At 68.3% G+C, this 17,499-nt stretch carries 18 protein-coding genes; 13 read left to right on the top strand and 5 right to left on the bottom strand.

All coding sequences use genetic code 11. From position 1 onward, the window contains the following. Positions 1 to 93 precede the first annotated feature (93 nt). Positions 94 to 1,080 carry an AraC family transcriptional regulator gene (locus tag U858_RS0114860; RefSeq protein WP_025137946.1) on the bottom strand — a complete coding sequence of 329 codons (987 nt, stop codon included), beginning with the start codon at positions 1,078 to 1,080 and terminating at the stop codon, positions 94 to 96. 262 nt (positions 1,081 to 1,342) lie between these two features. Here U858_RS0114860 and U858_RS0114865 point away from each other — a divergent pair, with 262 nt between their 5' ends. The 6 genes from U858_RS0114865 to U858_RS0114890 are packed head-to-tail and all read left to right on the top strand — an operon-like array spanning position 1,343 to position 7,102. After that, the gene (locus U858_RS0114865) at positions 1,343 to 2,521 is read left to right on the top strand and encodes an ABC transporter substrate-binding protein (RefSeq protein WP_025137947.1); all 1,179 of its coding nucleotides are present in this window, start codon (positions 1,343 to 1,345) and stop codon (positions 2,519 to 2,521) included. 31 nt (positions 2,522 to 2,552) lie between these two features. After that, the gene (locus U858_RS0114870) at positions 2,553 to 3,797 is read left to right on the top strand and encodes a dienelactone hydrolase family protein (protein ID WP_025137948.1); all 1,245 of its coding nucleotides are present in this window, start codon (positions 2,553 to 2,555) and stop codon (positions 3,795 to 3,797) included. A 9-nt stretch (positions 3,798 to 3,806) separates the two neighbouring features. After that, positions 3,807 to 5,150 carry an aromatic ring-hydroxylating dioxygenase subunit alpha gene (locus U858_RS0114875; protein WP_025137949.1) on the top strand — a complete coding sequence of 448 codons (1,344 nt, stop codon included), beginning with the start codon at positions 3,807 to 3,809 and terminating at the stop codon, positions 5,148 to 5,150. After that, positions 5,141 to 5,674 (top strand): aromatic-ring-hydroxylating dioxygenase subunit beta, encoded by a 534-nt coding sequence (locus U858_RS0114880; protein ID WP_025137950.1) that lies wholly within the window; start codon positions 5,141 to 5,143, stop codon positions 5,672 to 5,674. Before U858_RS0114875 ends, U858_RS0114880 begins: the two co-directional genes overlap by 10 nt. Next, positions 5,671 to 6,282 carry a cysteine hydrolase family protein gene (locus tag U858_RS0114885; protein ID WP_025137951.1) on the top strand — a complete coding sequence of 204 codons (612 nt, stop codon included), beginning with the start codon at positions 5,671 to 5,673 and terminating at the stop codon, positions 6,280 to 6,282. Before U858_RS0114880 ends, U858_RS0114885 begins: the two co-directional genes overlap by 4 nt. A 13-nt stretch (positions 6,283 to 6,295) precedes the next feature. Continuing rightward, complete coding sequence (locus U858_RS0114890; protein ID WP_025137952.1) at positions 6,296 to 7,102, top strand: SDR family oxidoreductase; 807 nt, start codon at positions 6,296 to 6,298, stop codon at positions 7,100 to 7,102. Positions 7,103 to 7,211: 109 nt separating this feature from the next. On the opposite strand, the gene U858_RS0114895 is transcribed toward U858_RS0114890, so the two are convergent. Further along, on the bottom strand, positions 7,212 to 8,978 hold the full coding sequence (locus U858_RS0114895; RefSeq protein WP_025137953.1) for a DUF342 domain-containing protein: 1,767 nt from the start codon (positions 8,976 to 8,978) through the stop codon (positions 7,212 to 7,214). Positions 8,979 to 9,280: 302 nt separating this feature from the next. Between U858_RS0114895 and U858_RS0114900 the strand changes: the two genes are divergently transcribed. After that, positions 9,281 to 10,027, top strand: coding sequence for a lytic transglycosylase domain-containing protein (locus U858_RS0114900; protein ID WP_025137954.1), 747 nt, complete (start codon positions 9,281 to 9,283; stop codon positions 10,025 to 10,027). Positions 10,028 to 10,147: 120 nt separating this feature from the next. Here U858_RS0114900 and hemL read toward each other — a convergent pair whose 3' ends face one another. From hemL to U858_RS0114915, 3 genes are read right to left on the bottom strand one after another with little or no spacing between them, the layout of a single operon-like run. Continuing rightward, positions 10,148 to 11,425: a glutamate-1-semialdehyde 2,1-aminomutase gene (hemL, locus tag U858_RS0114905; protein WP_025137955.1), complete on the bottom strand. Its 1,278-nt coding sequence runs from the start codon at positions 11,423 to 11,425 to the stop codon at positions 10,148 to 10,150. Positions 11,426 to 11,430: 5 nt separating this feature from the next. Next, on the bottom strand, positions 11,431 to 12,096 hold the full coding sequence (thiE, locus tag U858_RS0114910) for a thiamine phosphate synthase (protein ID WP_025137956.1): 666 nt from the start codon (positions 12,094 to 12,096) through the stop codon (positions 11,431 to 11,433). Further along, positions 12,093 to 12,902, bottom strand: a complete 810-nt coding sequence (locus U858_RS0114915) for a bifunctional hydroxymethylpyrimidine kinase/phosphomethylpyrimidine kinase (RefSeq protein ID WP_115596972.1) — start codon at positions 12,900 to 12,902, stop codon at positions 12,093 to 12,095. Before U858_RS0114915 ends, thiE begins: the two co-directional genes overlap by 4 nt. A gap of 155 nt (positions 12,903 to 13,057) precedes the next feature. Between U858_RS0114915 and U858_RS0114920 the strand changes: the two genes are divergently transcribed. Genes U858_RS0114920 through U858_RS0114945 form a run of 6 tightly spaced genes read left to right on the top strand, consistent with a single transcriptional unit; the run spans position 13,058 to position 17,346 of the window. Next, positions 13,058 to 13,222 (top strand): rubredoxin, encoded by a 165-nt coding sequence (locus U858_RS0114920; RefSeq protein ID WP_003814980.1) that lies wholly within the window; start codon positions 13,058 to 13,060, stop codon positions 13,220 to 13,222. Positions 13,223 to 13,261: 39 nt separating this feature from the next. Further along, the gene (locus tag U858_RS0114925) at positions 13,262 to 13,849 is read left to right on the top strand and encodes a YqgE/AlgH family protein (protein ID WP_025137958.1); all 588 of its coding nucleotides are present in this window, start codon (positions 13,262 to 13,264) and stop codon (positions 13,847 to 13,849) included. Next, on the top strand, positions 13,842 to 14,243 hold the full coding sequence (gene ruvX / locus U858_RS0114930; RefSeq protein ID WP_025137959.1) for a Holliday junction resolvase RuvX: 402 nt from the start codon (positions 13,842 to 13,844) through the stop codon (positions 14,241 to 14,243). Before U858_RS0114925 ends, ruvX begins: the two co-directional genes overlap by 8 nt. Before the next feature lie 21 nt (positions 14,244 to 14,264). Further along, positions 14,265 to 15,239: an aspartate carbamoyltransferase gene (locus tag U858_RS0114935; RefSeq protein ID WP_025137960.1), complete on the top strand. Its 975-nt coding sequence runs from the start codon at positions 14,265 to 14,267 to the stop codon at positions 15,237 to 15,239. Continuing rightward, positions 15,236 to 16,609 (top strand): dihydroorotase, encoded by a 1,374-nt coding sequence (locus tag U858_RS0114940; RefSeq protein WP_025137961.1) that lies wholly within the window; start codon positions 15,236 to 15,238, stop codon positions 16,607 to 16,609. Before U858_RS0114935 ends, U858_RS0114940 begins: the two co-directional genes overlap by 4 nt. Further along, positions 16,606 to 17,346, top strand: coding sequence for a 1-acyl-sn-glycerol-3-phosphate acyltransferase (locus U858_RS0114945; protein WP_025137962.1), 741 nt, complete (start codon positions 16,606 to 16,608; stop codon positions 17,344 to 17,346). Before U858_RS0114940 ends, U858_RS0114945 begins: the two co-directional genes overlap by 4 nt. Positions 17,347 to 17,499 lie beyond the last annotated feature (153 nt).

Consider the following 17,499-nt stretch of genomic DNA (forward strand, 5'->3'; position numbering starts at 1 on the left):
GCCCGCTTCGTGCCGGCCGCGCGGGCGGCCTTACGAAGCTTACGCGGCGTCTTGCGGGCGCCGATGACGCTATCGCGTGTGGGTGACGGGAATTCAGCCTCGATGCTGTAGCGTTTCCCGTGGCAGTTCGCCAAAACGTTCTCGGTAGTACTCCGAGAATCTGCCTAGATGGCTGATTCCGACGGAGACCGCGACTTCCGTCACGCTGGTACAGGAGCCTTGCTGCAGGCGTTCTCTTGCTGCGTCTAAACGCAGTGTTCTCAATGCTTGCATCGGCGTGGTGCCTTGGTGTTCCTGGAACAGCCTTGTCAGCGCGCTTGCGCTGGCGCCTGCGCCGCGGGCGATTTCTGTCAGGGTCAGCGGGGCTGACAGGTTCTTTCTCATGTATGACTCGGCTTGGGCCAGCCTGCGCGGTTGCGCTGGGGCTTGCGTCGTGCCGTTTTGCCAGGTGTTCGGCTGGTTGTACAGCAGGTGCAGTACCAGCGTGTCTTCCAGGTGTTCCAGCCAGGCGGCGGGGGGCTTGGGGGCGCCGTCGTCCAGGGTGGGGAGCAGGTGGATCAGGCCGGTGACCATGCTGCGCCAGGCTGCGCCGATGGGGGTGTCCAGGCGTAGCGCGGGGGTGAAGTCCAGGGGGCGGGTGGCGGCGTCGCCGAAGATGCGGCGGCCGATGGTTTCCAGTTTGCCGCGGGGGATCTTCAACAGCAGTTGTTCGCAGCCGGCTTCCCAGTGCAGCTTCAGGGCGCGGTTGGGGGCGATGACGGCGGCGCAGTCGGGGTGGGTGTCTACGCTGTCGGCGCCGCATTCGATGCGGGCGCGGCCGTGCAGGGGGACCTGGACCAGCATGAAGTCTTGCAGGCGGTCGGGTTCGATGTGGACTTCGGCGCCGTAGCGCAGCGTACAGACGCTGAGGGCGCCGAAGCGGCCGCGGTTCAGTTCGGCGTCGACGCGGCCGCCTTTCCAGGTCAGGCGGTGCTCTTTCAGCGCTTCGGACACGCGTTCGCGCGTTTCCGCCGGCTGGGTGGAACTGAACACGCGCCTTTTGAGCAATGGCGCCAGCTCGATGCGGGACCAGCCGTGCATGGGAGTCTCCGGGACGGGAACGCTCCCGTATTGCCGACCAGCGTAAAGCAATCGGCCCGCCGTGGGAATTAAGTGAATCCCGGATAAGCGTGGGCGGAATCGGATAGAGCGGCGGGGCGGGCGGGCCTACTCTGGGGGTTGTTGGAAGGCGGCGCCGCGGCGCGTAAGCTGGCGTTTTTCAGGGCGGCTTGCGGTAACCGACGGCAGACGGATTCTGTCAGCATCGCGCCGGCGGCGTCGGCGGACACATACGGGGTGGCTCATGAATGGAAAACAATGGGGTCGGCGCGCGCTGGCGGCGCTGGTTTGCATGACGGCTGCGGCCGGGGTGTCGGCCGAGGAAAAGATCAAGGTCGGGCTGTTGACCACCCTGTCGGGGCCGGGCGCGGCGCTGGGCAATGAAATCCGTGATGGCTTCAATCTTGCGTTGCAGCATACCGGCGGCAAGCTGGGTGGACTGCCCGCCGAAGTGGTGGTGGCCGATGACCAGCAGAAGGCCGACACCGGTCGCCAGGCGGTCGAGCGCCTGCTCAAGCGCGACAAGGTCGACATCATGACCGGCATCGTGTTTTCCAATGTGCTGCTGCCGGTGATGCCGGCCATTTTGCAGTCGGGCACCATCTATCTCAGCACCAATACCGGGCCCGAGAATTATGCGGGCGTGGGCTGTAATCCGAATTTCTTCGCGGTGGCCTGGCAGAACGAGGACATTCCCGCCGCCATGGGCAAGTATGCCGCGGACCAGGGCTTCAAGCGCGTGGCGCTGATTGCGCCGGATTATCCGGGCGGACGCGAGTCGCTCAACGGCTTCAAGCGCCTGTACAAGGGCGGCCTGTCCGAAGAGATCTATACCCAGCTGGGCCAGCTGGACTATGGCGTGGAAATCACGCGGCTGCGCGCCAGCAAGCCGGATGCGGTGTTCTTCTTTCTGCCCGGCGGCATGGGCGTGAATTTCATCAAGCAGTTCAACGGCGCGGGCCTGGGCAAGGACATCGTGCTGCTGGCGCCGGGCTTCTCGGGCGATGAAGACACCATCGGCGCCGTGGGTGCGCCGATCGAGGGCCTGCGCAATACCTCGCAGTGGGCGGTGGACCTGGACAATCCGGCCAACCGCCAATTCGTGGCCGACTTCAAGAAGGCCTACAACCGCAGCCCCACGCTGTATGCGTCGCAGGGCTACGACGCCGCCATGCTGCTGGACAGCGCGGTGCGCCAGACGGGCGGCAAGCTCGGCGCCGATGCGCTGCGGCCGGCGCTGCGCCGCGCGGACTTCAAGTCGGTGCGTGGCGATTTCAAATTCAATCGCAACCAATATCCCATCCAGAACTACTACCTGCGCACCATCGAGAAGGGCGCGGACGGCAAGCTGGCCAACAAGTTGTCGGGCACGGTGCTGACCCAGTACCAGGACCCGTTCGCCGCCGCCTGCCAGATGAAGTAGGCGTGGCAACGACCGCAAAGGAGCTTTACGCATGACAGCGACTATCTCGACCCGCGAGGTCACCATTGCCTCGCACGACGGCCAGTCTTTCGGCGCCTACCTGGCCGTGCCGGCCGCGGGCCACGGACCGGGCCTGGTGCTGTGCCAGGAAATCTTCGGCATCAACGATTTCATGCGCCGCACGGCGCAGGCGCTGGCCGAGGAAGGCTATGTGGTGCTGGCGCCCGATCTGTTCTGGCGCCAGCAGCCCGGCATCCAGCTGACCGACGGCCCGGCCGATATGCCGCGCGCCTTCGAGCTGTACCAGCGCTTTGACGTGGACCTGGGCATCAAGGACATCGCCTCGACCCTGGCGGCGCTGCGGGCGCTGCCCGAGCAGCAGGGCGGCGCCGGCGTGCTGGGCTATTGCCTGGGCGGCAAGCTGGCCTATCTGGCCGCCTGCCGTACCGATGCGGATGTGGCCATCGGCTACTACGGCGTTGGCATCGAAGACAGCCTGGACGAAGCTGCGAACCTGCGCGGCCGGCTGGTGCTGCACATTGCCGAGCAGGACGGCTTCTGTCCGCCGCCCGCGCGCCAGCGCATTCTCGAGGCGCTGGGCGACAAGCCGGGCGTCGAGCTGTACGTCTACCCCGGCATGGATCACGCCTTTGCCCGCACGGGCGGCGCGCATTACGACAAGCCGTCGGCGCTGATGGCGCACCAGCGCAGCATGGCCGCGCTGCAACGCGTGATCGGCCCGCAGTTCGATTATTCGTCCCTGTGGGACAAGCACTGCGAATACGAATTCGGTACCCGCGACGTGGCCGCCACCATGGCCACGATGGTGGCCGAGCCTTACGTCAACCACATTCCCACCATGACGGGCGGCGTGGGCTACCGCGAGTTGTCGCGCTTCTACCAGCATCATTTCGTCAACAGCAATCCGCCGGACACACGGCTGGTGCCGCTGTCGCGCACCGTGGGCGCCACGCAGATCGTGGACGAAGTGCTGTTCTGCTTCACCCACACCACCGAGATCGACTGGATGCTGCCGGGCGTGCCGCCCACGGGCAAGTATGTCGAGATTCCGCTGGTGGCCATCGTGAAGTTCCGCGGCGACAAGCTCTGCCACGAACACATCTATTGGGACCAGGCCAGCGTGCTGGTGCAGATCGGCGTGCTGGACCCCAAGGGCCTGCCGGTGGCCGGCCGTGACACCGCGCGCAAGCTGCTGGACGAGACGCTGCCGTCCAACACGCTGATGGCGCGCTGGCAAGACAGCGAGAACAAGTAGGAGACCGCCATGTCGTACAGCGATCAACAATTGGGCCAGATGGTGCGTGGCGACAGCGTGCACCGCAGCCTGTATACCGACCCGGCCATTTTCGACCTGGAGATGCAGCGCATCTACGGTCGCGCCTGGGTCTACGTGGGTCATGAAAGCCAGGTGCCCAAGACGGGCGACTATCACACCACCCGCCTGGGCGACCAGGACGTGCTGATGGTGCGCGCCACCGATGGCCGCGTGCACGTGCTGTACAACCGCTGCCCGCACAAGGGCGCCAAGGTGGTGGCCGACGGTGACGGCTGCGTGGGCAAGTTCTTCCGCTGCCCGTATCACGCCTGGACCTTCAAGCTGGACGGCAGCCACCTGGGCGTGCCGCTCAAGCAGGGGCTTGAAGGCACGTCCTACGACCCCACCGATCCCAGTTTTTCGATGCGGCGCCTGCCGCGCGTGGAAAGCTACCGCGGCTTCGTGTTTGCCAGCCAGGCGCGCGATGGCCAGGGACTCGAAAACTTCCTGGGTGGTGCGCGCTCGTCCATCGACAACCTCTGCGACCGCTCGCCGGTGGGCGAGGTGGAAGTGGCCGGCGGCATCTTCCGCGTGATGCAGCGGTCAAACTGGAAGGTGTTCTACGAGAACCTGCACGACACCATGCATGCCCGCGTGACGCATGAATCGTCGTTCGCCGCGGCCCGTGACGAGGCCAAGGAAATCGGCGAGATGCCGTTCGAGCTGCACATCATGGATGGCAACGGCGAGCCCTACGAGTTCTGGGAAAAGCTGGAACTGCGCGCCTACGACAACGGCCATGGCTACATGGAAGGCATCTTCAACCCGGGCGCGGCCGAGCGCGACCCGATCTCGCGCGAGCACTTCGAGACGCTGTCCGCCGCCTACGGGCCGGATCGCGCCCGCGAGATCCTGGGCATGAACCGCCACAACACCGTCATCTACGGCAGCGGCTCGCCCCACACCGTGTTCCAGCAGTTCCGCGTCATACGTCCGATCGCTGTTGACCGCACGCTGATCGAGATCCAGACGTTCCGCTGCAAGGGCGCACCCGACGGCGTGTTCAAGCGCGCCATGCTGTATGCCAACGTGATCAACTCGCCGTCGTCCAACGTCATGCCGGACGACATCGAACTCTACAACCGCTGCCAGGAAGGCAACGCCACGCGCGGCGGCGAATGGGTCAGCATGCACCGCTACCACGGCACCGACCGCAGCGATGCCGACGGCATGGTGTCGGTCAACGGCACCAGCGAGCTGCCGATGCGCAACCAGTTCCGCGCCTGGAAGCAATACATGGAAGCGGGCGCGGTGGCGCAGGCCCCGGCCCAAGGAGAAGGCGCATGCTGCTAGACCTGGAATTCGACGTCTCGACCGATCAACTGGCGCCGGCCGACGTGCCGGCCGAGGCCTACCACCGCATCGCCCAGTTCCTGTACCGCGAGGCCCGCCTGCTGGACGAGCGCCGCTACGACGACTGGCAGTCGCTGTGGACGGAAGACGGCATGTACTGGATGCCGCGTGAACCCGGCCAGGCCAGTCCCTACGACCACATCTCGCTGTTCTGGGAAGACCGGATGCTGCGTGACGTGCGCATCCGTCGGCTGGAGCACCCGCGCAACTGGTCGCAGCAGCCGCCCACGCGCAGCGTGCGGCTGGTGGGCGGCGTGCAGATCGAAGGCGTGGACGCGGGCGGCAACCTGGTCGTGCATTCGGCGTTTCAGATGACCGAATGGCGCAAGCGCCAGCCGCGCCAGCTGGCCGGGCGCTACACCCACAAACTGGCGGCCGACGGCGACAGCTGGCGCATCCGTATGAAGCGCGTGGACCTGGTCAATTGCGACGATGCCCACGACGTGTTCGAGGTGTTCGTGTGAGCGCGGCCGACGCCGCGGTGCTGGCGCTGCACTACCAGAACGACGTGCTGCATCCCGAGGGCAAGATCCGCGTCGGACTGGATGCCGACGGCGGCGTGCGCCAGCGGCTGCTGCGCGGCGCGGCAGCGCTGCTCGACAGCGCCCGGGGGCAGGGGCTGCCCATCGTGCACGTGCGCATTGCCTTCCGGCCGGACTACGCCGACCTGCTGCCCAACTGCGCCATCTTCCGCAACGTGGCCAGCATCGGCGCGGTGGCCGAAGGGCAGTGGGGCAGCGATTTCTACGAAGGGCTGCAACCGCTGGCCGGCAGCACGCGCGAGTTCGTGGTCAAGCACACCCGCATCAGCGCGTTCTACGGCACGCCGCTGGAAGAAACGCTGCGGGTGCTGGGCGCGCGCCGCCTGGTGGTGGCGGGCGTGGCCACGCATTCCGTGGTCGAAGGCACGGTGCGGCACGCGGCCGATATCGGCTTTCATGTGATGGTGGCCGAAGATGCCTGCGCCTCGGCCGACCCGGCCGTGCACGATGCCTCGCTGGCCAGCATGCGCCTGATTGCGCAGACCGGCTCGGTGGCGCAAGCTGTGCGCTGGGCCACGGCACCGCACTGATCAAGGATTTTCCATGGATTTTTCAGGCTTTCCCGGCTTGGCCGGCAAGACCGCCATCATTACCGGCAGCACGCAGGGCCTGGGCGCCGACATCGCACGCGGCCTGGCCGCGGCCGGCGCCAACGTGGTGCTGGTGGGGCGCAACGCGCAGGCCGGCCAGGCGCTGGCCGCCAGCCTGGGAGACGCGGCACTGTTCTGCGAAACCGACATCGGCCAGGACAGCCAGATCCAGCGCTGCCTGGACGCGGCGCAGGCGCGCTTTGGCCGGGTCGACATTCTTGTGAACAACGCCTGCCAGTACGCCGACCGGGGGCTGGCGTCCAGCCGCGAGGAGTGGCACGCCACGCTGGATACCAATCTGGTGTCGGCCGCCATCTTCACGCAGATAGCCGCGCCGCTGTTGCCGCGCGGCGGTGCGGTGATCAACCTGGGCAGTACCGGCGGCAAATTCGGCGCGGCCGGACGCGCGTTGTATCCGGCGTCCAAGGCGGCGCTGCTGCAGATCACCAAGAATTTCGCGGTGGAACTCGCGCCGGCCGGCATCCGCGTGCTGGCGGTGTCGCCGGCCTGGACCTGGTCACCCTCGGTGGAACAACTGGCGGGCGGCTCGCGCGAAGCCGCCGACGCCGTGGGCGCGCATTTCCATCCGCTGGGCCGGGTGGGCTCGGGCGAAGAGATCGCCGCGGCGGTGTGCTTTGCGTGTTCGGATGCGGCGTCCTGGATGACCGGCGTGGATATCCCGGTGGACGGCGGCTTTTCGATCCTGGGGCCGGACCGCGGTATTTCGCCGCGTGAGTGGTTCAAGCAACTGACGCCCTGACGCGGGTGTCCTGATCCGGGCGCAGTGGTCAGGCTGACACCGCGCTGCGTGCATCGGCATGGGCCAGCGCAGGCGCACACGGCGCCCGGCGAGACGCCGCCGCCTGCCGTCAGCGGATGACGATCTGGCCTTCTTCCAGCCCGGCCTTGCCGCCCACCTGGTCTTCCAGGAATTCCTGCTGCTTGTTGCCCACCTGAATCTTCGCGCCGCCGCAAAAGCGCCGCGCGGCGATGATGGTGGCTTCGTGCAGGGGTTGCAGGTCGCGGATCAGCTGGGCCTCTTCCTCGTCCAGCTGGATCAGGTCGCGGCCCAGCTTGGTGTGAGTGTTGCGGGCACGCTCGACCACGTCGCCGGTGGCGCGTTCGGGGTGCGAGTGCAGGAACAGCAGCAGTTGTTCCAGCTTGGCCTTTTCCTCGTTCATCTTCAGCCGCTTGCGCGTCAGCGCCGACCGCTTGATGTCGGCGTGCGGGTCCAGCCCGGCCTGCACCAGCGTGGGCACGCCGGCCGGCGAGCCGATGGTGCCGGCGCGCACCGACTTCAGCGCGCGGGTGTGGCCGCCGGTGATGGCGGTCTGCTGGCTGTTGGGCGCGCCGACGTTGACGCTGCCGCCCGCGGCGATGCTGCTCTGGCGGATTTCGCGTTCCACCTCGACGTTCTGGCCGGCGCTGATGATCGAGTTCGCGATGAAGCGGGCCTTCAGGTCGCCGCCACAGACGATGTGCGCGGTGCGCGCGGTGGCGGCCGCGGCGCCGGCGTTGTCCTGCATGGCCTCGGCCATGCCGATGATGCCGCCCTTGACCGTGACGTTGCCGCCGGCCTCGACCAGCGCGGCTTCCATGGTGCCGTTGACGACCACGTCGCCCGTCACCCGCACTTCCATGGTGGCGCTGATGTCGCCGCGCACCTGCAGCGAGCCTTCGAAATTGATGTTGCCGGTGGACAGGTCCACGGCGTCCACCTCGACCACCGGATTGACCTGGGCGCCCTGGTGAATCAGCTTGGGCGAACCGGCGATGCTGGCGCGCAGCAGGTTCGGGTCTTCGGGGTCGACGTCGACGCCGGACATGTCCTTGGAAAACGGCGTGTCGGGCAGTTCATCCGGCAGCACCGGCTGGCCCAGCACGTCACAGCCGTCGATGCCCGGCAACGGCGGCACCCGGCGCATCAGCGGCGTGCCGGCGGTGACCAGCAAGAGGCTGCCCAGGTCGCGGTAGTCCACCTGGGCGAGTTCGTCGATTTCCTGGGCGCGGGGCTTCAGGCGGTCCAGCAGGCTTTCGAAGCGGGTGGGGGTGCCGCGGGTGGGCGGCGTGCCCTGGGCGATCAGCACCGTCTGGCTGCCGCCGCGCTCCACGGCGTCGGCCAGTTCCTGTTCCAGCACGCCATGCACGATGCCCTGGTCGGCCACGGCCTGGCGCAGCACGGCCAGCGCGACCGGCTTGCCGCCCTTGGGCGGGTGCAGGGTCACCAGGGCCGACATGCAGCTGGCGTCCACTTCCAGGTCGAACGAACCGTCCACCACCTTGCCCACGGGGGCCTCCACGGGTTCCGTAGCCTCGCGGCACAGGTCGATGAAGGTGATGACGGCGTGGTTGTCCAGGGCCTCGGTGGACCAGCCCTGGGCCGTGGCGAGCGCGGCCAGGGAGTCCCAGGAGGGCAGGTCGGCGGGGGCGGGCCGGACGGCGACTTCGGTGTCGGAGGACGGGTTGGCCGATGTTTCTGCAGCCGACGCCGCGGCCATTGTGGCCGCTGCCGTATCGCCGGTGGTGCCGTCCGTTTGGGCGGCAGGGGGGGACGGAGACGGTGGCGGCGTGTAAATCGCCGTCAGGACGTTGGTAGTGGCATCCAGCACTAGCTGGAGCGTGTTGTCTGCGCCCATCTCCGCCTCTCCCGCCCGACGTTTTCCGCCGAGTTCATTCATTTAGTAATTAAACGAAATATTGCGACATATGTTAACCCATGAACCTTGGGCTACTGCGTAGTAGCGCCAGGGAAACTCAACCAAAAGTTGTAATGCCGTCCCTTATTTCAGCCCGGGAACCTGTAACGAACGGGATACACGCCGGCGGGCAGCGTGATGGGATAGGTCTTAGGACATAGGCACGAGCGACAAAGCGTCGCGGCCGGCTCAGCATAGGCGTTCGATTACGCGTCTCTGGACGCCGCCGGAGCGCCCACCCCATGTTCCGCCTTGCCTACTTCCTGCCCCCCGCGCCTGGCGCCGCCTGGGCGCGTGCAGCCGGCCTGGCGCTGGCCGTTGCCCTGGCCGGGATCGCAGGCACGCTGCTACCTGCCGGCGCCGCTCACGCCGACGAGATCTACCGCTACAAAGACCCGTTCGGCGTCTGGCGCGCCATGAAGGTGCCCAACGGCTACGCCAAGTACTACAAGCGGGCCCAGGTGCGCACCGCGCTGCGCGGCAATCGCATCAAGGTCTGCCTGGATTGCGAGCCGCAGTCGGGCGATGGCGCCAGCGTGCTGGCGCTGGGCAATCGGGTGCTGCGCTGGGGCCCGGTGCCGCCATCCACGGCGCACGACGGGCTGATCGCGCAGGCGGCCAAGGATTCGGGAGTGGACCAGGCGCTGATCACCGCGGTGATTGCGGTGGAGTCGGGTTTTCGCAGCGATGCGCGTTCGCCCAAGGGGGCGCTGGGGCTGATGCAGCTGATGCCGGCCACGGCCGCCACGCTGCTGGCGTCCGACGATATCGAACGCGCGCTGGTGGACCCGGCGACCAATGTGAAGGCGGGCTCCAGCCTGCTGCGCCGGCTGATCGACCAGTATCCCGGCCGGCTGGACCTGGCGCTGGCGGCCTATAACGCGGGGGAAGGGGCAGTGCGCAAGTACGACGCCGTGCCGCCCTATGCGGAAACGCAGCAGTACGTGCGTGATGTGACGGCGCTGTACAAGCACTACAAGGCGCCCTGAGGGGGAGCGGGCTGCCGGATCGGCCCGTCTGGGGCGATCCGGCGGGTGCCGCCTGGGGGCCGTCCGTACGCCGGTTGCGCGTATGCGGGCTGCCCGTACGCCGGCTGCCCGTATGCCGCCTCAGATCGAGGCGAAGACTTTTTCAGCGATGTCCAGCGTCGACTGGATGACGGCGTCGTCGTGGGTGGCCGAGACGAAGCCGGCCTCGAAGGCCGACGGCGCGAAATGCACGCCGTGGTCGAGCATGGCATGGAAGAAGCGGTTGAAGCGCGCGGTGTCGCAGGTCGAGACCTCGGCGAACGACGCCGGCACCGTGTCGCTGAAGTAGATGCCGAACATGCCGCCCACCGAGTCGGCCGAGAAGGCCAGGCCGGCGGCGCGGGCGCGTTCCTGCAGGCCCTGGGCCAGCTTGGCGGTCTGCGCCGACAACTTCTCGTAGAAGCCGGGCGCGGCGATGAGACGCAGCGTGGCCAGGCCCGCAGCCACGGCCACCGGGTTGCCCGACAGCGTGCCCGCCTGGTACACGCCGCCCAGCGGGGCGATGTGCTTCATGATCTCGGCGCTGCCGCCGAAGGCGCCCACCGGCATGCCGCCGCCGATCACCTTGGCCAGCGTGGTCAGGTCGGGCTTGACGCCCGACAGGCCCTGCACGCCCTGCGGACCCACGCGGAAACCGGTCATGACTTCGTCGAAGATCAGCAGCGCGCCGTGCTGCGTGCAGACCTCGCGCAGGCCTTCCAGGAAGCCGGGCGCGGGCTTGATCAGGTTCATGTTGCCGGCGATCGGCTCGACGATGATGCAGGCGATGTCGGCGCCGTGCTGGGCGAAGGCTTCGCGCACCGCGTCCAGGTTGTTGTATTCCAGGGTCAGCGTGTGCGAGACGAATTCAGGCGGCACGCCGGCCGAGCTGGGGTTGCCGAACGTCAGCAGGCCCGAGCCGGCCTTGACCAGCAGGCTGTCGGAATGGCCGTGGTAGCAGCCTTCGAATTTCACGATCTTGGCGCGGCCGGTGGCGCCGCGCGCCAGCCGGATGGCCGTCATGGTGGCTTCGGTGCCCGAACTGACCAGGCGCACCTGTTCCAGCGACGGCAGGCGGGCGATCAGCGTTTCGGCCAGTTCGATCTCGGCTTCGGTGGGGGCGCCGAACGACAGGCCGTTGACGGCGGCTTCCTGCACCGCGCGCACCACTTCCGGGTGCGAGTGGCCCAGGATGGCGGGGCCCCACGAACCGACGTAGTCGATGTACTGCTTGTCTTCGGCGTCCCAGACGTACGGGCCTTGCGCGCGCTTGATGAAGCGCGGCGTGCCGCCCACGGAGCGGAAGGCGCGGACGGGCGAATTGACGCCGCCGGGAATGCTGCGGCAGGCGCGTTCGAAAAGCTGAGCGTTACGGGACATGGCGGTCAAGGCTTCTGGTTGCGGTTAACGGAGTAAGGCGCCGAGCAGGCGGCCGCGGCGGCGCGGATGGCGGGCGCCTCGAACAGGCCGGTGATGACGGCGATGGAATCGGCGCCGGCGGCAGCGACCAGCGCCGCGTTGTCGGGCGTGATGCCGCCGATGGCGACCACGGCCGGACGGGGCGCGTCGCGCTCTTCGACCAGCGCGCGGGCTTCGGTCAGCACCGACAGCGGCGCACGCACCGTGTCGGGTTTGACCTGCGAGGCGAACATCGCGCCGAAGGCGATGTAGTCGGCGCCGGCATCCAGCAGTTCGCGGGCGCGGGCCAGGTCGTCGTAGCTGGAGCCGCCCAGGATCAGGTCGGGGCCGACTTCGGCGCGGATGCGGGCCAGGCTGTCGTCGTCGCGGCCCACGTGAGCGCCGTCGGCGCCCACGTCGAGCGCCAGGCGCCAGTCGTCATTGATGAGAAACACCACGCCCAGTTCGCGGCACAGCGGCGCCAGGGCGCGCGCCTGTTCGGCGCGCACGGCGTCGGGCACGTTCTTGCGGCGCAGCTGCAGCGCCCGCATGCCGCCGTCGGCGGCCTGGCGCACCGCGCGCATCAGGCGCTCGGTGTCGTCCCATTCGGGGGTGACGCCGTACAGGCCGGCGGGAAAACGCAGGGCTTTCATTGCGGTTGGATCCGGTTGGGAATGCGCCGGCCCATGCCCGGCAGGAAGCTGGCAGCCACCGCGGAATCGGCGTGCGCCAGGCCCTGGCGTACGGCTTCGGGCATTTCCAGGCCGCGGGCCAGCAGGGCGGTGATGGCGGTGGCGGCCAGGCCGCCGGCATCGCCGTTGCGGTCGGGCGGCGCCTGCCAGGGCAGGGTGGTGGTCTGGCCGTTGGGGCCCAGCAGTACGTTGGCGTAGTGGCCGGGGCGTTGCGGGCTGCCCAGCACCAGCACCCATTCGGCGCCGGCCGCGACCAGGGCGTGCATGGGCGACGGTGCGTCCCCGATATCGATGTCGCCGTCGGCATGCCACTGCGCCAGGCGCAGGTGCTCGATGACCAGCAGGTCGGTCTGCGGCAGCACCAGTTCCAGTGTGGCGGCCAGCAGGTCGTCGGCGTCGTCCTCGTCGGCGGCGTCGGCGGGCACCTGGGCGCGCTGGCCCAGGTGCAGCACCAGCGGCACCTGGCTGTAATCGGCGGCCACCTGGGCGGCTACGCTTGCCGTTTCGGCGGTGTATAGTCCGCCCACCTTGATTGCCTGCACGGACATGTCTTCGAGCAGGCAGCGCGCCTGGTCGTCCAGCAGGTCAGGCGATACGGGATGGATTTCTTCGATGCCGGCGGTGTCCTGCACGGTCAGCGCCGTGACGGCCGCCAGGCCATGACAGCCCAGCCGGGCGCAGGTAACGGCGTCCGCAGGCAAACCGTCGGCGCCCGAGGGGTCGAGCGGGCCGAAGACCAAAACGAGAGGGGGAGTAACGGGGGCCACGTGGACAGCGCTTGAGTAAGGGTGCCCGGACTCATTTGCGATGAATCAGGGGATCCCCTATTGGGTTTCGGTAAGATTGTCCCCATTCTAATGGATGCCTTCCGCCTTTGCCCCATCACGGGGAAGACGGCGGGGAATTGATGTAAGAGAGAACTATGCGTACTTGGATGTGTCTGATTTGTGGCTGGGTCTACGACGAAGAAGCCGGCCTGCCCGACGAAGGCATCGCACCCGGCACCCGCTGGGAAGATGTGCCCCCGAACTGGGTCTGTCCTGAATGCGGCGCCCGCAAAGAGGACTTCGAGCTGATGGAAATCTGATCGGTCACACCGACCCGTTCCGCCAATAAAGGGGTTGCCATGACGGAAAAACACCACGAAGACCCCAAGACCCAGTCGGCCAACTTCGCCAACCAGTTCCTGATCGCCATGCCCGGCATGGTTGAAGGCAGCCTGGCGGGTTCGGTCATCTACGTCTGCGAACACACCGAGCGTGGCGCGCTGGGCCTGGTCATCAACCGCCCCACCGACCTGACGCTGGGCACGCTGTTCGAACGCATCGACCTGGCGCTGGAAATCGGCCCGGTCAAGGACACGCTGGTGTTCTTTGGCGGCCCGGTACAGACCGACCGCGGCTTCGTGCTGCACGCGCCTGCCGGCGACTACAGCTCAAGCATCAAGCTGGGCGGCATGGCGCTGACCACCTCGCGCGACGTGCTGCAGGCCGTGGCCGACGGCAACGGCCCCGCCCGCATGCTGGTCACGCTGGGCTACGCCGGCTGGGGCGCCGGCCAGCTCGAAAGCGAAATGGGCCAGAACGCCTGGCTGTCGGTCGGCGCCGACGATCACATCATCTTCGACGTGCCGCCCGAAGATCGTTACCCCGCGGCCCTAAAGCTGCTGGGCATCGATCCCGTGATGCTGGCCGGCGATGCGGGCCATGCCTGAAGAAACCCTGCTTGCCTTCGATTTCGGCGAGAAAAAGCTCGGCATCGCCATCGGCAATACGCTGACGCGCCACGCGCGGCCCCTGGAAATCATTTTCAGCGAGGTTCGCGACGTGCGCTTCTCGCGCATCGCCGCGCTGCTCGCGGAATGGCAGCCGCACCGCGTGGTGGTCGGCCTGGCGCTGGACGCCGACGGCGGCGAACAGCCCGCCACCGCGCGCTGCCGCCGCTTCGCCAACCAACTGCATGGCCGCTTCGGCGTCACCGTCGAGCTGGTCGACGAACGCGGTTCCAGCATGGAAGCCCAGCGCCTGCTGGGCACCCACGAGGCCGACGACGCCATGGCCGCCGCCGTCATCCTGCAACGCTACCTGGATAAACTGCCGGCGCCCTGACGCCCGCCCTCCGGTCCGCCCATGCTCAATCCCCAACTCGACCGCCGCGGCGAACTCATCCACCTGCTCACCACGGAAGGGCTGCCGCGCCGCCACGTCGAACGGCTGCTGGACGCGGCCGCGGGGTTTGCGCAGGAGGATGGCGCGGTCGTCAACGCCGGCGCCGCAACACCCGCCACGACGTCAGGAACCTTCGCGGCATCGTCCGCCGCGCCTCTGGACCTGCCGTTGTATCTCGGCGTGCCTGCCGATGACGCCGATTTGCGCCGGGCCTACGCGTCCGCCGGCCAGCGGCTGGGCTTGCGGCCAATCCCGCTGGATGACGACCTGCCTGCGGGGAATATCCCCGCGCCCGCCGCCGGCCTGCCTCCCGGCATCCTGGTGCTGCGCCACGCCGCCAGCGGCGCCGCCGTCAGCGCGGCGGCGGCCGCGCCGTCCGGCCTGCGCATTCTCAACGCCGGCGACGGCATCCATGCCGACCCCTTGCCCGCCCTGGCGCGGGTGGCGGCGATGCTGCGCGCCAAGCAAGACCTGACCAACCTGGCCGTCGCCCTGGTCGGCGACATCCGCCACAGCGCCGTCGCGCGCAGCCTGATCCACGCATTCACCACGCTGGGCGTGCCCGAAGTGCGCGCCGCCGCGCCGCGCACCTTGCTGCCCGACGGCCTGCCGCAGCTGGGCGTGCGTGCCTGCGCCACCTTGCAGGACTGCCTGGCCGACGCCGACGTGGTGATCGTCCTGCCGCTGCATATCGAATCCTTGAGCGGCGCGCTGCTGCCCTCGGCCCGCGAATACACCGCCGTCTACGGCCTGACGCCGGCCCGCCTGGCCGCCGCCAAGCCCGACGCGCTGCTGCTGCCCGCGGGCCGCTTGACCCCCGGCATCGAAGTCGACGGCGACCTGGCCGCCGGCCTGACCGCCGTCGACGTGCAACTGGCCGACACCGAACAGCATCTGCGCCTGGCGGCGTTGAGCGTCCTGGGGGCTGCATCATGAGACTGCACATCGCCAACGGCCGCGTGATCGATCCGGCCAGCGGCCACGACGGCCCGCAAGATCTCTACATCGCCGACGGTCGCATCGTCGCCACCGGCCAGGCCCCGGCCGGTTTCCAAGCCGATCGCCGGCTGGACGCCACTGGCCTGGCCGTGCTACCCGGCCTGGTGGACCTGTCGGCCCGGGTGTTGCGGGATCCGGCGGTCGGCCATGGCGCGGCCGCGATGGCCGCTGCGCCAGCGCATGCCGACCCGCTTGCGCCAGGGTCGCGCATCGCCCCATCCGACCCGCAGTTCGCCCCGGCTGAACTGCGCGCCGCGCTGGCCGGGGGCGTGACCACGCTGGTCCTGCCGCCGCAGCCCGACACGCCGCTGGACGAACCTGCCAAGCTCGACGCATTGCTGCGCCAGGTCCCGGCCGGCCAGCCCCGCATCCTGCCGCTGGGCGCCCTGACGGTCGGCCTGCGCGGTGACACCCTGGCCGAGATGGCGCTCTTGTCCCAGGCCGGCGCCATCGCGTTTTCGCAAGGCAACGCCGGCATTGCCGACACCCGCGTGCTGTGGGGCGCCATGCGCTATGCCAGCGGCCAGGGCCTGGCGCTGTGGCTGCATCCGCAAGACCCCTGGCTGGCCCAGGGCGCGGTGGTGGCGGCCGGCGCCTACGCCGACCGCCTGGGCCTGCCAGGCCTGCCGCCGCAAGCTGAAACATTGGCATTGCAGACGATCTTCGAGCTGCAACGCGCCACGGGCGCCCGTGTGCACCTGTCGCGCCTGTCGACCGCCGCGGGCCTGGAGCTGCTGCGCGCCGCGCGCCGCGAAGGCCTGCCGGTCAGCGCCGACGTGTCGGCGCACAGCCTGCTGCTGACGGATGTGGACATCGGCTACTTCGATACGAATTTCCACCTGACGCCGCCGCTGCGGGGCCAACGCGACCGCGAGGCGATCCAGGCGGCGCTGCGCGACGGGCTGGTGGACGCGCTGTGCTCGGACCACACGCCGGTGGACGCCGCCGGCAAGGCCGCGCCATTCCCGCTGTCCCAACCCGGCGCCACGGGGCTGGAACTATTGCTGTCGCTGACGCTGAAATGGGCCCGCGACAACCGGATCCCGCTGCCGCAGGCGCTGGCCCGCGTTACGACCGGCCCGGCGGCCGTGCTGCGCGGCCTGTCGCCGTCGCCGTCCGGCCGCGGCGACCTGGCGGTGGGCGCCCCGGCAGACTTGTGCCTGGTGGACCTGGAAGCGGAATGGCTGGTGGCCCCGCCCGCGCTGCAAAGCCACAGCCGCCATACGCCGTTCGCGGGTATGATGCTGCCCGGTCGTGTCCGCGCCACCCTGGTGGGTGGCAGCCCGGCCTGGGAGACCCCTGCTTGAAGCTGCTGCGCTTTGTCCTCCGGCTTTTTCTCGTCGTGCCTTTGATCCTCTTCGGCCTGTTGTGCGTGGGCCTGGTGTATCCGCTCCTGCGTCCCAAGTCACGCGCCTGGCTGAACCGCACGTGGTCACGCTGCCTGATGGCAGCCTGTGGGCTGCGGGTCGTCTTCAAGGGCGAACCGCGCATGACCGGCCCGGTGCTGCTGGTGGCGAACCACGTCTCCTGGATCGACATTTTCGTACTCAACTCGGCCCGCGCGACGTCGTTCGTGGCCAAGAGCGAGATCCGCAGCTGGCCAGTGATCGGCTGGCTGGTGGCAGGCGCGGGCACACTCTTCATCGAACGCGGCCAACGCCACGCAGTCCACGCAATGGGCGAGTCGATGCAAGCCCGCTTCAAGCTGGGCGACGCGGTGGGCCTGTTCCCCGAAGGCACCACCAGCGAAGGCTTCGACCTGCGCCCCTTCCACGCGAGCCTGTTCGAACCGGCCAGATCAGCCGCCATCGAAATCCAACCGGTAGCCCTACGCTTTCTAAAAGACGGCGAACGCAGCGGCTTCGCAGCATTTGTGGGCGAGGAGACGCTGGTGGCTAATCTTTGGAAGGTGATGGGGTCTACGGGGTTGTCTGTGGAAGTGGTGTTTTTGCCGGCTTTGGCGGCTAAGCATGCTGATGGGACGTTGCCTACTCGGTTGGAGTTGTCGCATCAAGCTCGGGATGCTATTCGGGCTGTGCTTTGATTCTTTGATCGGTTGATTAGTTGATCGGGTGAACTGTTCTTCGTAGGTCGCTCGGCGCGGGGGGCACTTGTGGAGTGGGCGCCCACGATTGCGGTCCGGAGCCTTCGCTCCGGCCTTCCCCTTCGTCATCTTCGTCCGCCTTCGGCTTCCTTC

The sequence above is a fragment of the Achromobacter sp. DH1f genome (assembly GCF_000633435.1).
In the GTDB taxonomy this organism is placed as follows: domain Bacteria; phylum Pseudomonadota; class Gammaproteobacteria; order Burkholderiales; family Burkholderiaceae_B; genus Achromobacter; species Achromobacter deleyi.

What these genes read in the sequence shown, in the direction of transcription:
- U858_RS0114860 (WP_025137946.1), bottom strand. Translation starts at nt 1,080, where the DNA reads ATGCACGGCTGGTCCCGCATCGAGCTGGCGCCATTGCTCAAAAGGCGC.
- U858_RS0114865 (WP_025137947.1), top strand. Translation starts at nt 1,343, where the DNA reads ATGAATGGAAAACAATGGGGTCGGCGCGCGCTGGCGGCGCTGGTTTGC.
- U858_RS0114870 (WP_025137948.1), top strand. Translation starts at nt 2,553, where the DNA reads ATGACAGCGACTATCTCGACCCGCGAGGTCACCATTGCCTCGCACGAC.
- U858_RS0114875 (WP_025137949.1), top strand. Translation starts at nt 3,807, where the DNA reads ATGTCGTACAGCGATCAACAATTGGGCCAGATGGTGCGTGGCGACAGC.
- U858_RS0114880 (WP_025137950.1), top strand. Translation starts at nt 5,141, where the DNA reads ATGCTGCTAGACCTGGAATTCGACGTCTCGACCGATCAACTGGCGCCG.
- U858_RS0114890 (WP_025137952.1), top strand. Translation starts at nt 6,296, where the DNA reads ATGGATTTTTCAGGCTTTCCCGGCTTGGCCGGCAAGACCGCCATCATT.
- U858_RS0114895 (WP_025137953.1), bottom strand. Translation starts at nt 8,978, where the DNA reads ATGGGCGCAGACAACACGCTCCAGCTAGTGCTGGATGCCACTACCAAC.
- U858_RS0114900 (WP_025137954.1), top strand. Translation starts at nt 9,281, where the DNA reads ATGTTCCGCCTTGCCTACTTCCTGCCCCCCGCGCCTGGCGCCGCCTGG.
- hemL (WP_025137955.1), bottom strand. Translation starts at nt 11,425, where the DNA reads ATGTCCCGTAACGCTCAGCTTTTCGAACGCGCCTGCCGCAGCATTCCC.
- thiE (WP_025137956.1), bottom strand. Translation starts at nt 12,096, where the DNA reads ATGAAAGCCCTGCGTTTTCCCGCCGGCCTGTACGGCGTCACCCCCGAA.
- U858_RS0114920 (WP_003814980.1), top strand. Translation starts at nt 13,058, where the DNA reads ATGCGTACTTGGATGTGTCTGATTTGTGGCTGGGTCTACGACGAAGAA.
- U858_RS0114925 (WP_025137958.1), top strand. Translation starts at nt 13,262, where the DNA reads ATGACGGAAAAACACCACGAAGACCCCAAGACCCAGTCGGCCAACTTC.
- ruvX (WP_025137959.1), top strand. Translation starts at nt 13,842, where the DNA reads ATGCCTGAAGAAACCCTGCTTGCCTTCGATTTCGGCGAGAAAAAGCTC.
- U858_RS0114935 (WP_025137960.1), top strand. Translation starts at nt 14,265, where the DNA reads ATGCTCAATCCCCAACTCGACCGCCGCGGCGAACTCATCCACCTGCTC.
- U858_RS0114940 (WP_025137961.1), top strand. Translation starts at nt 15,236, where the DNA reads ATGAGACTGCACATCGCCAACGGCCGCGTGATCGATCCGGCCAGCGGC.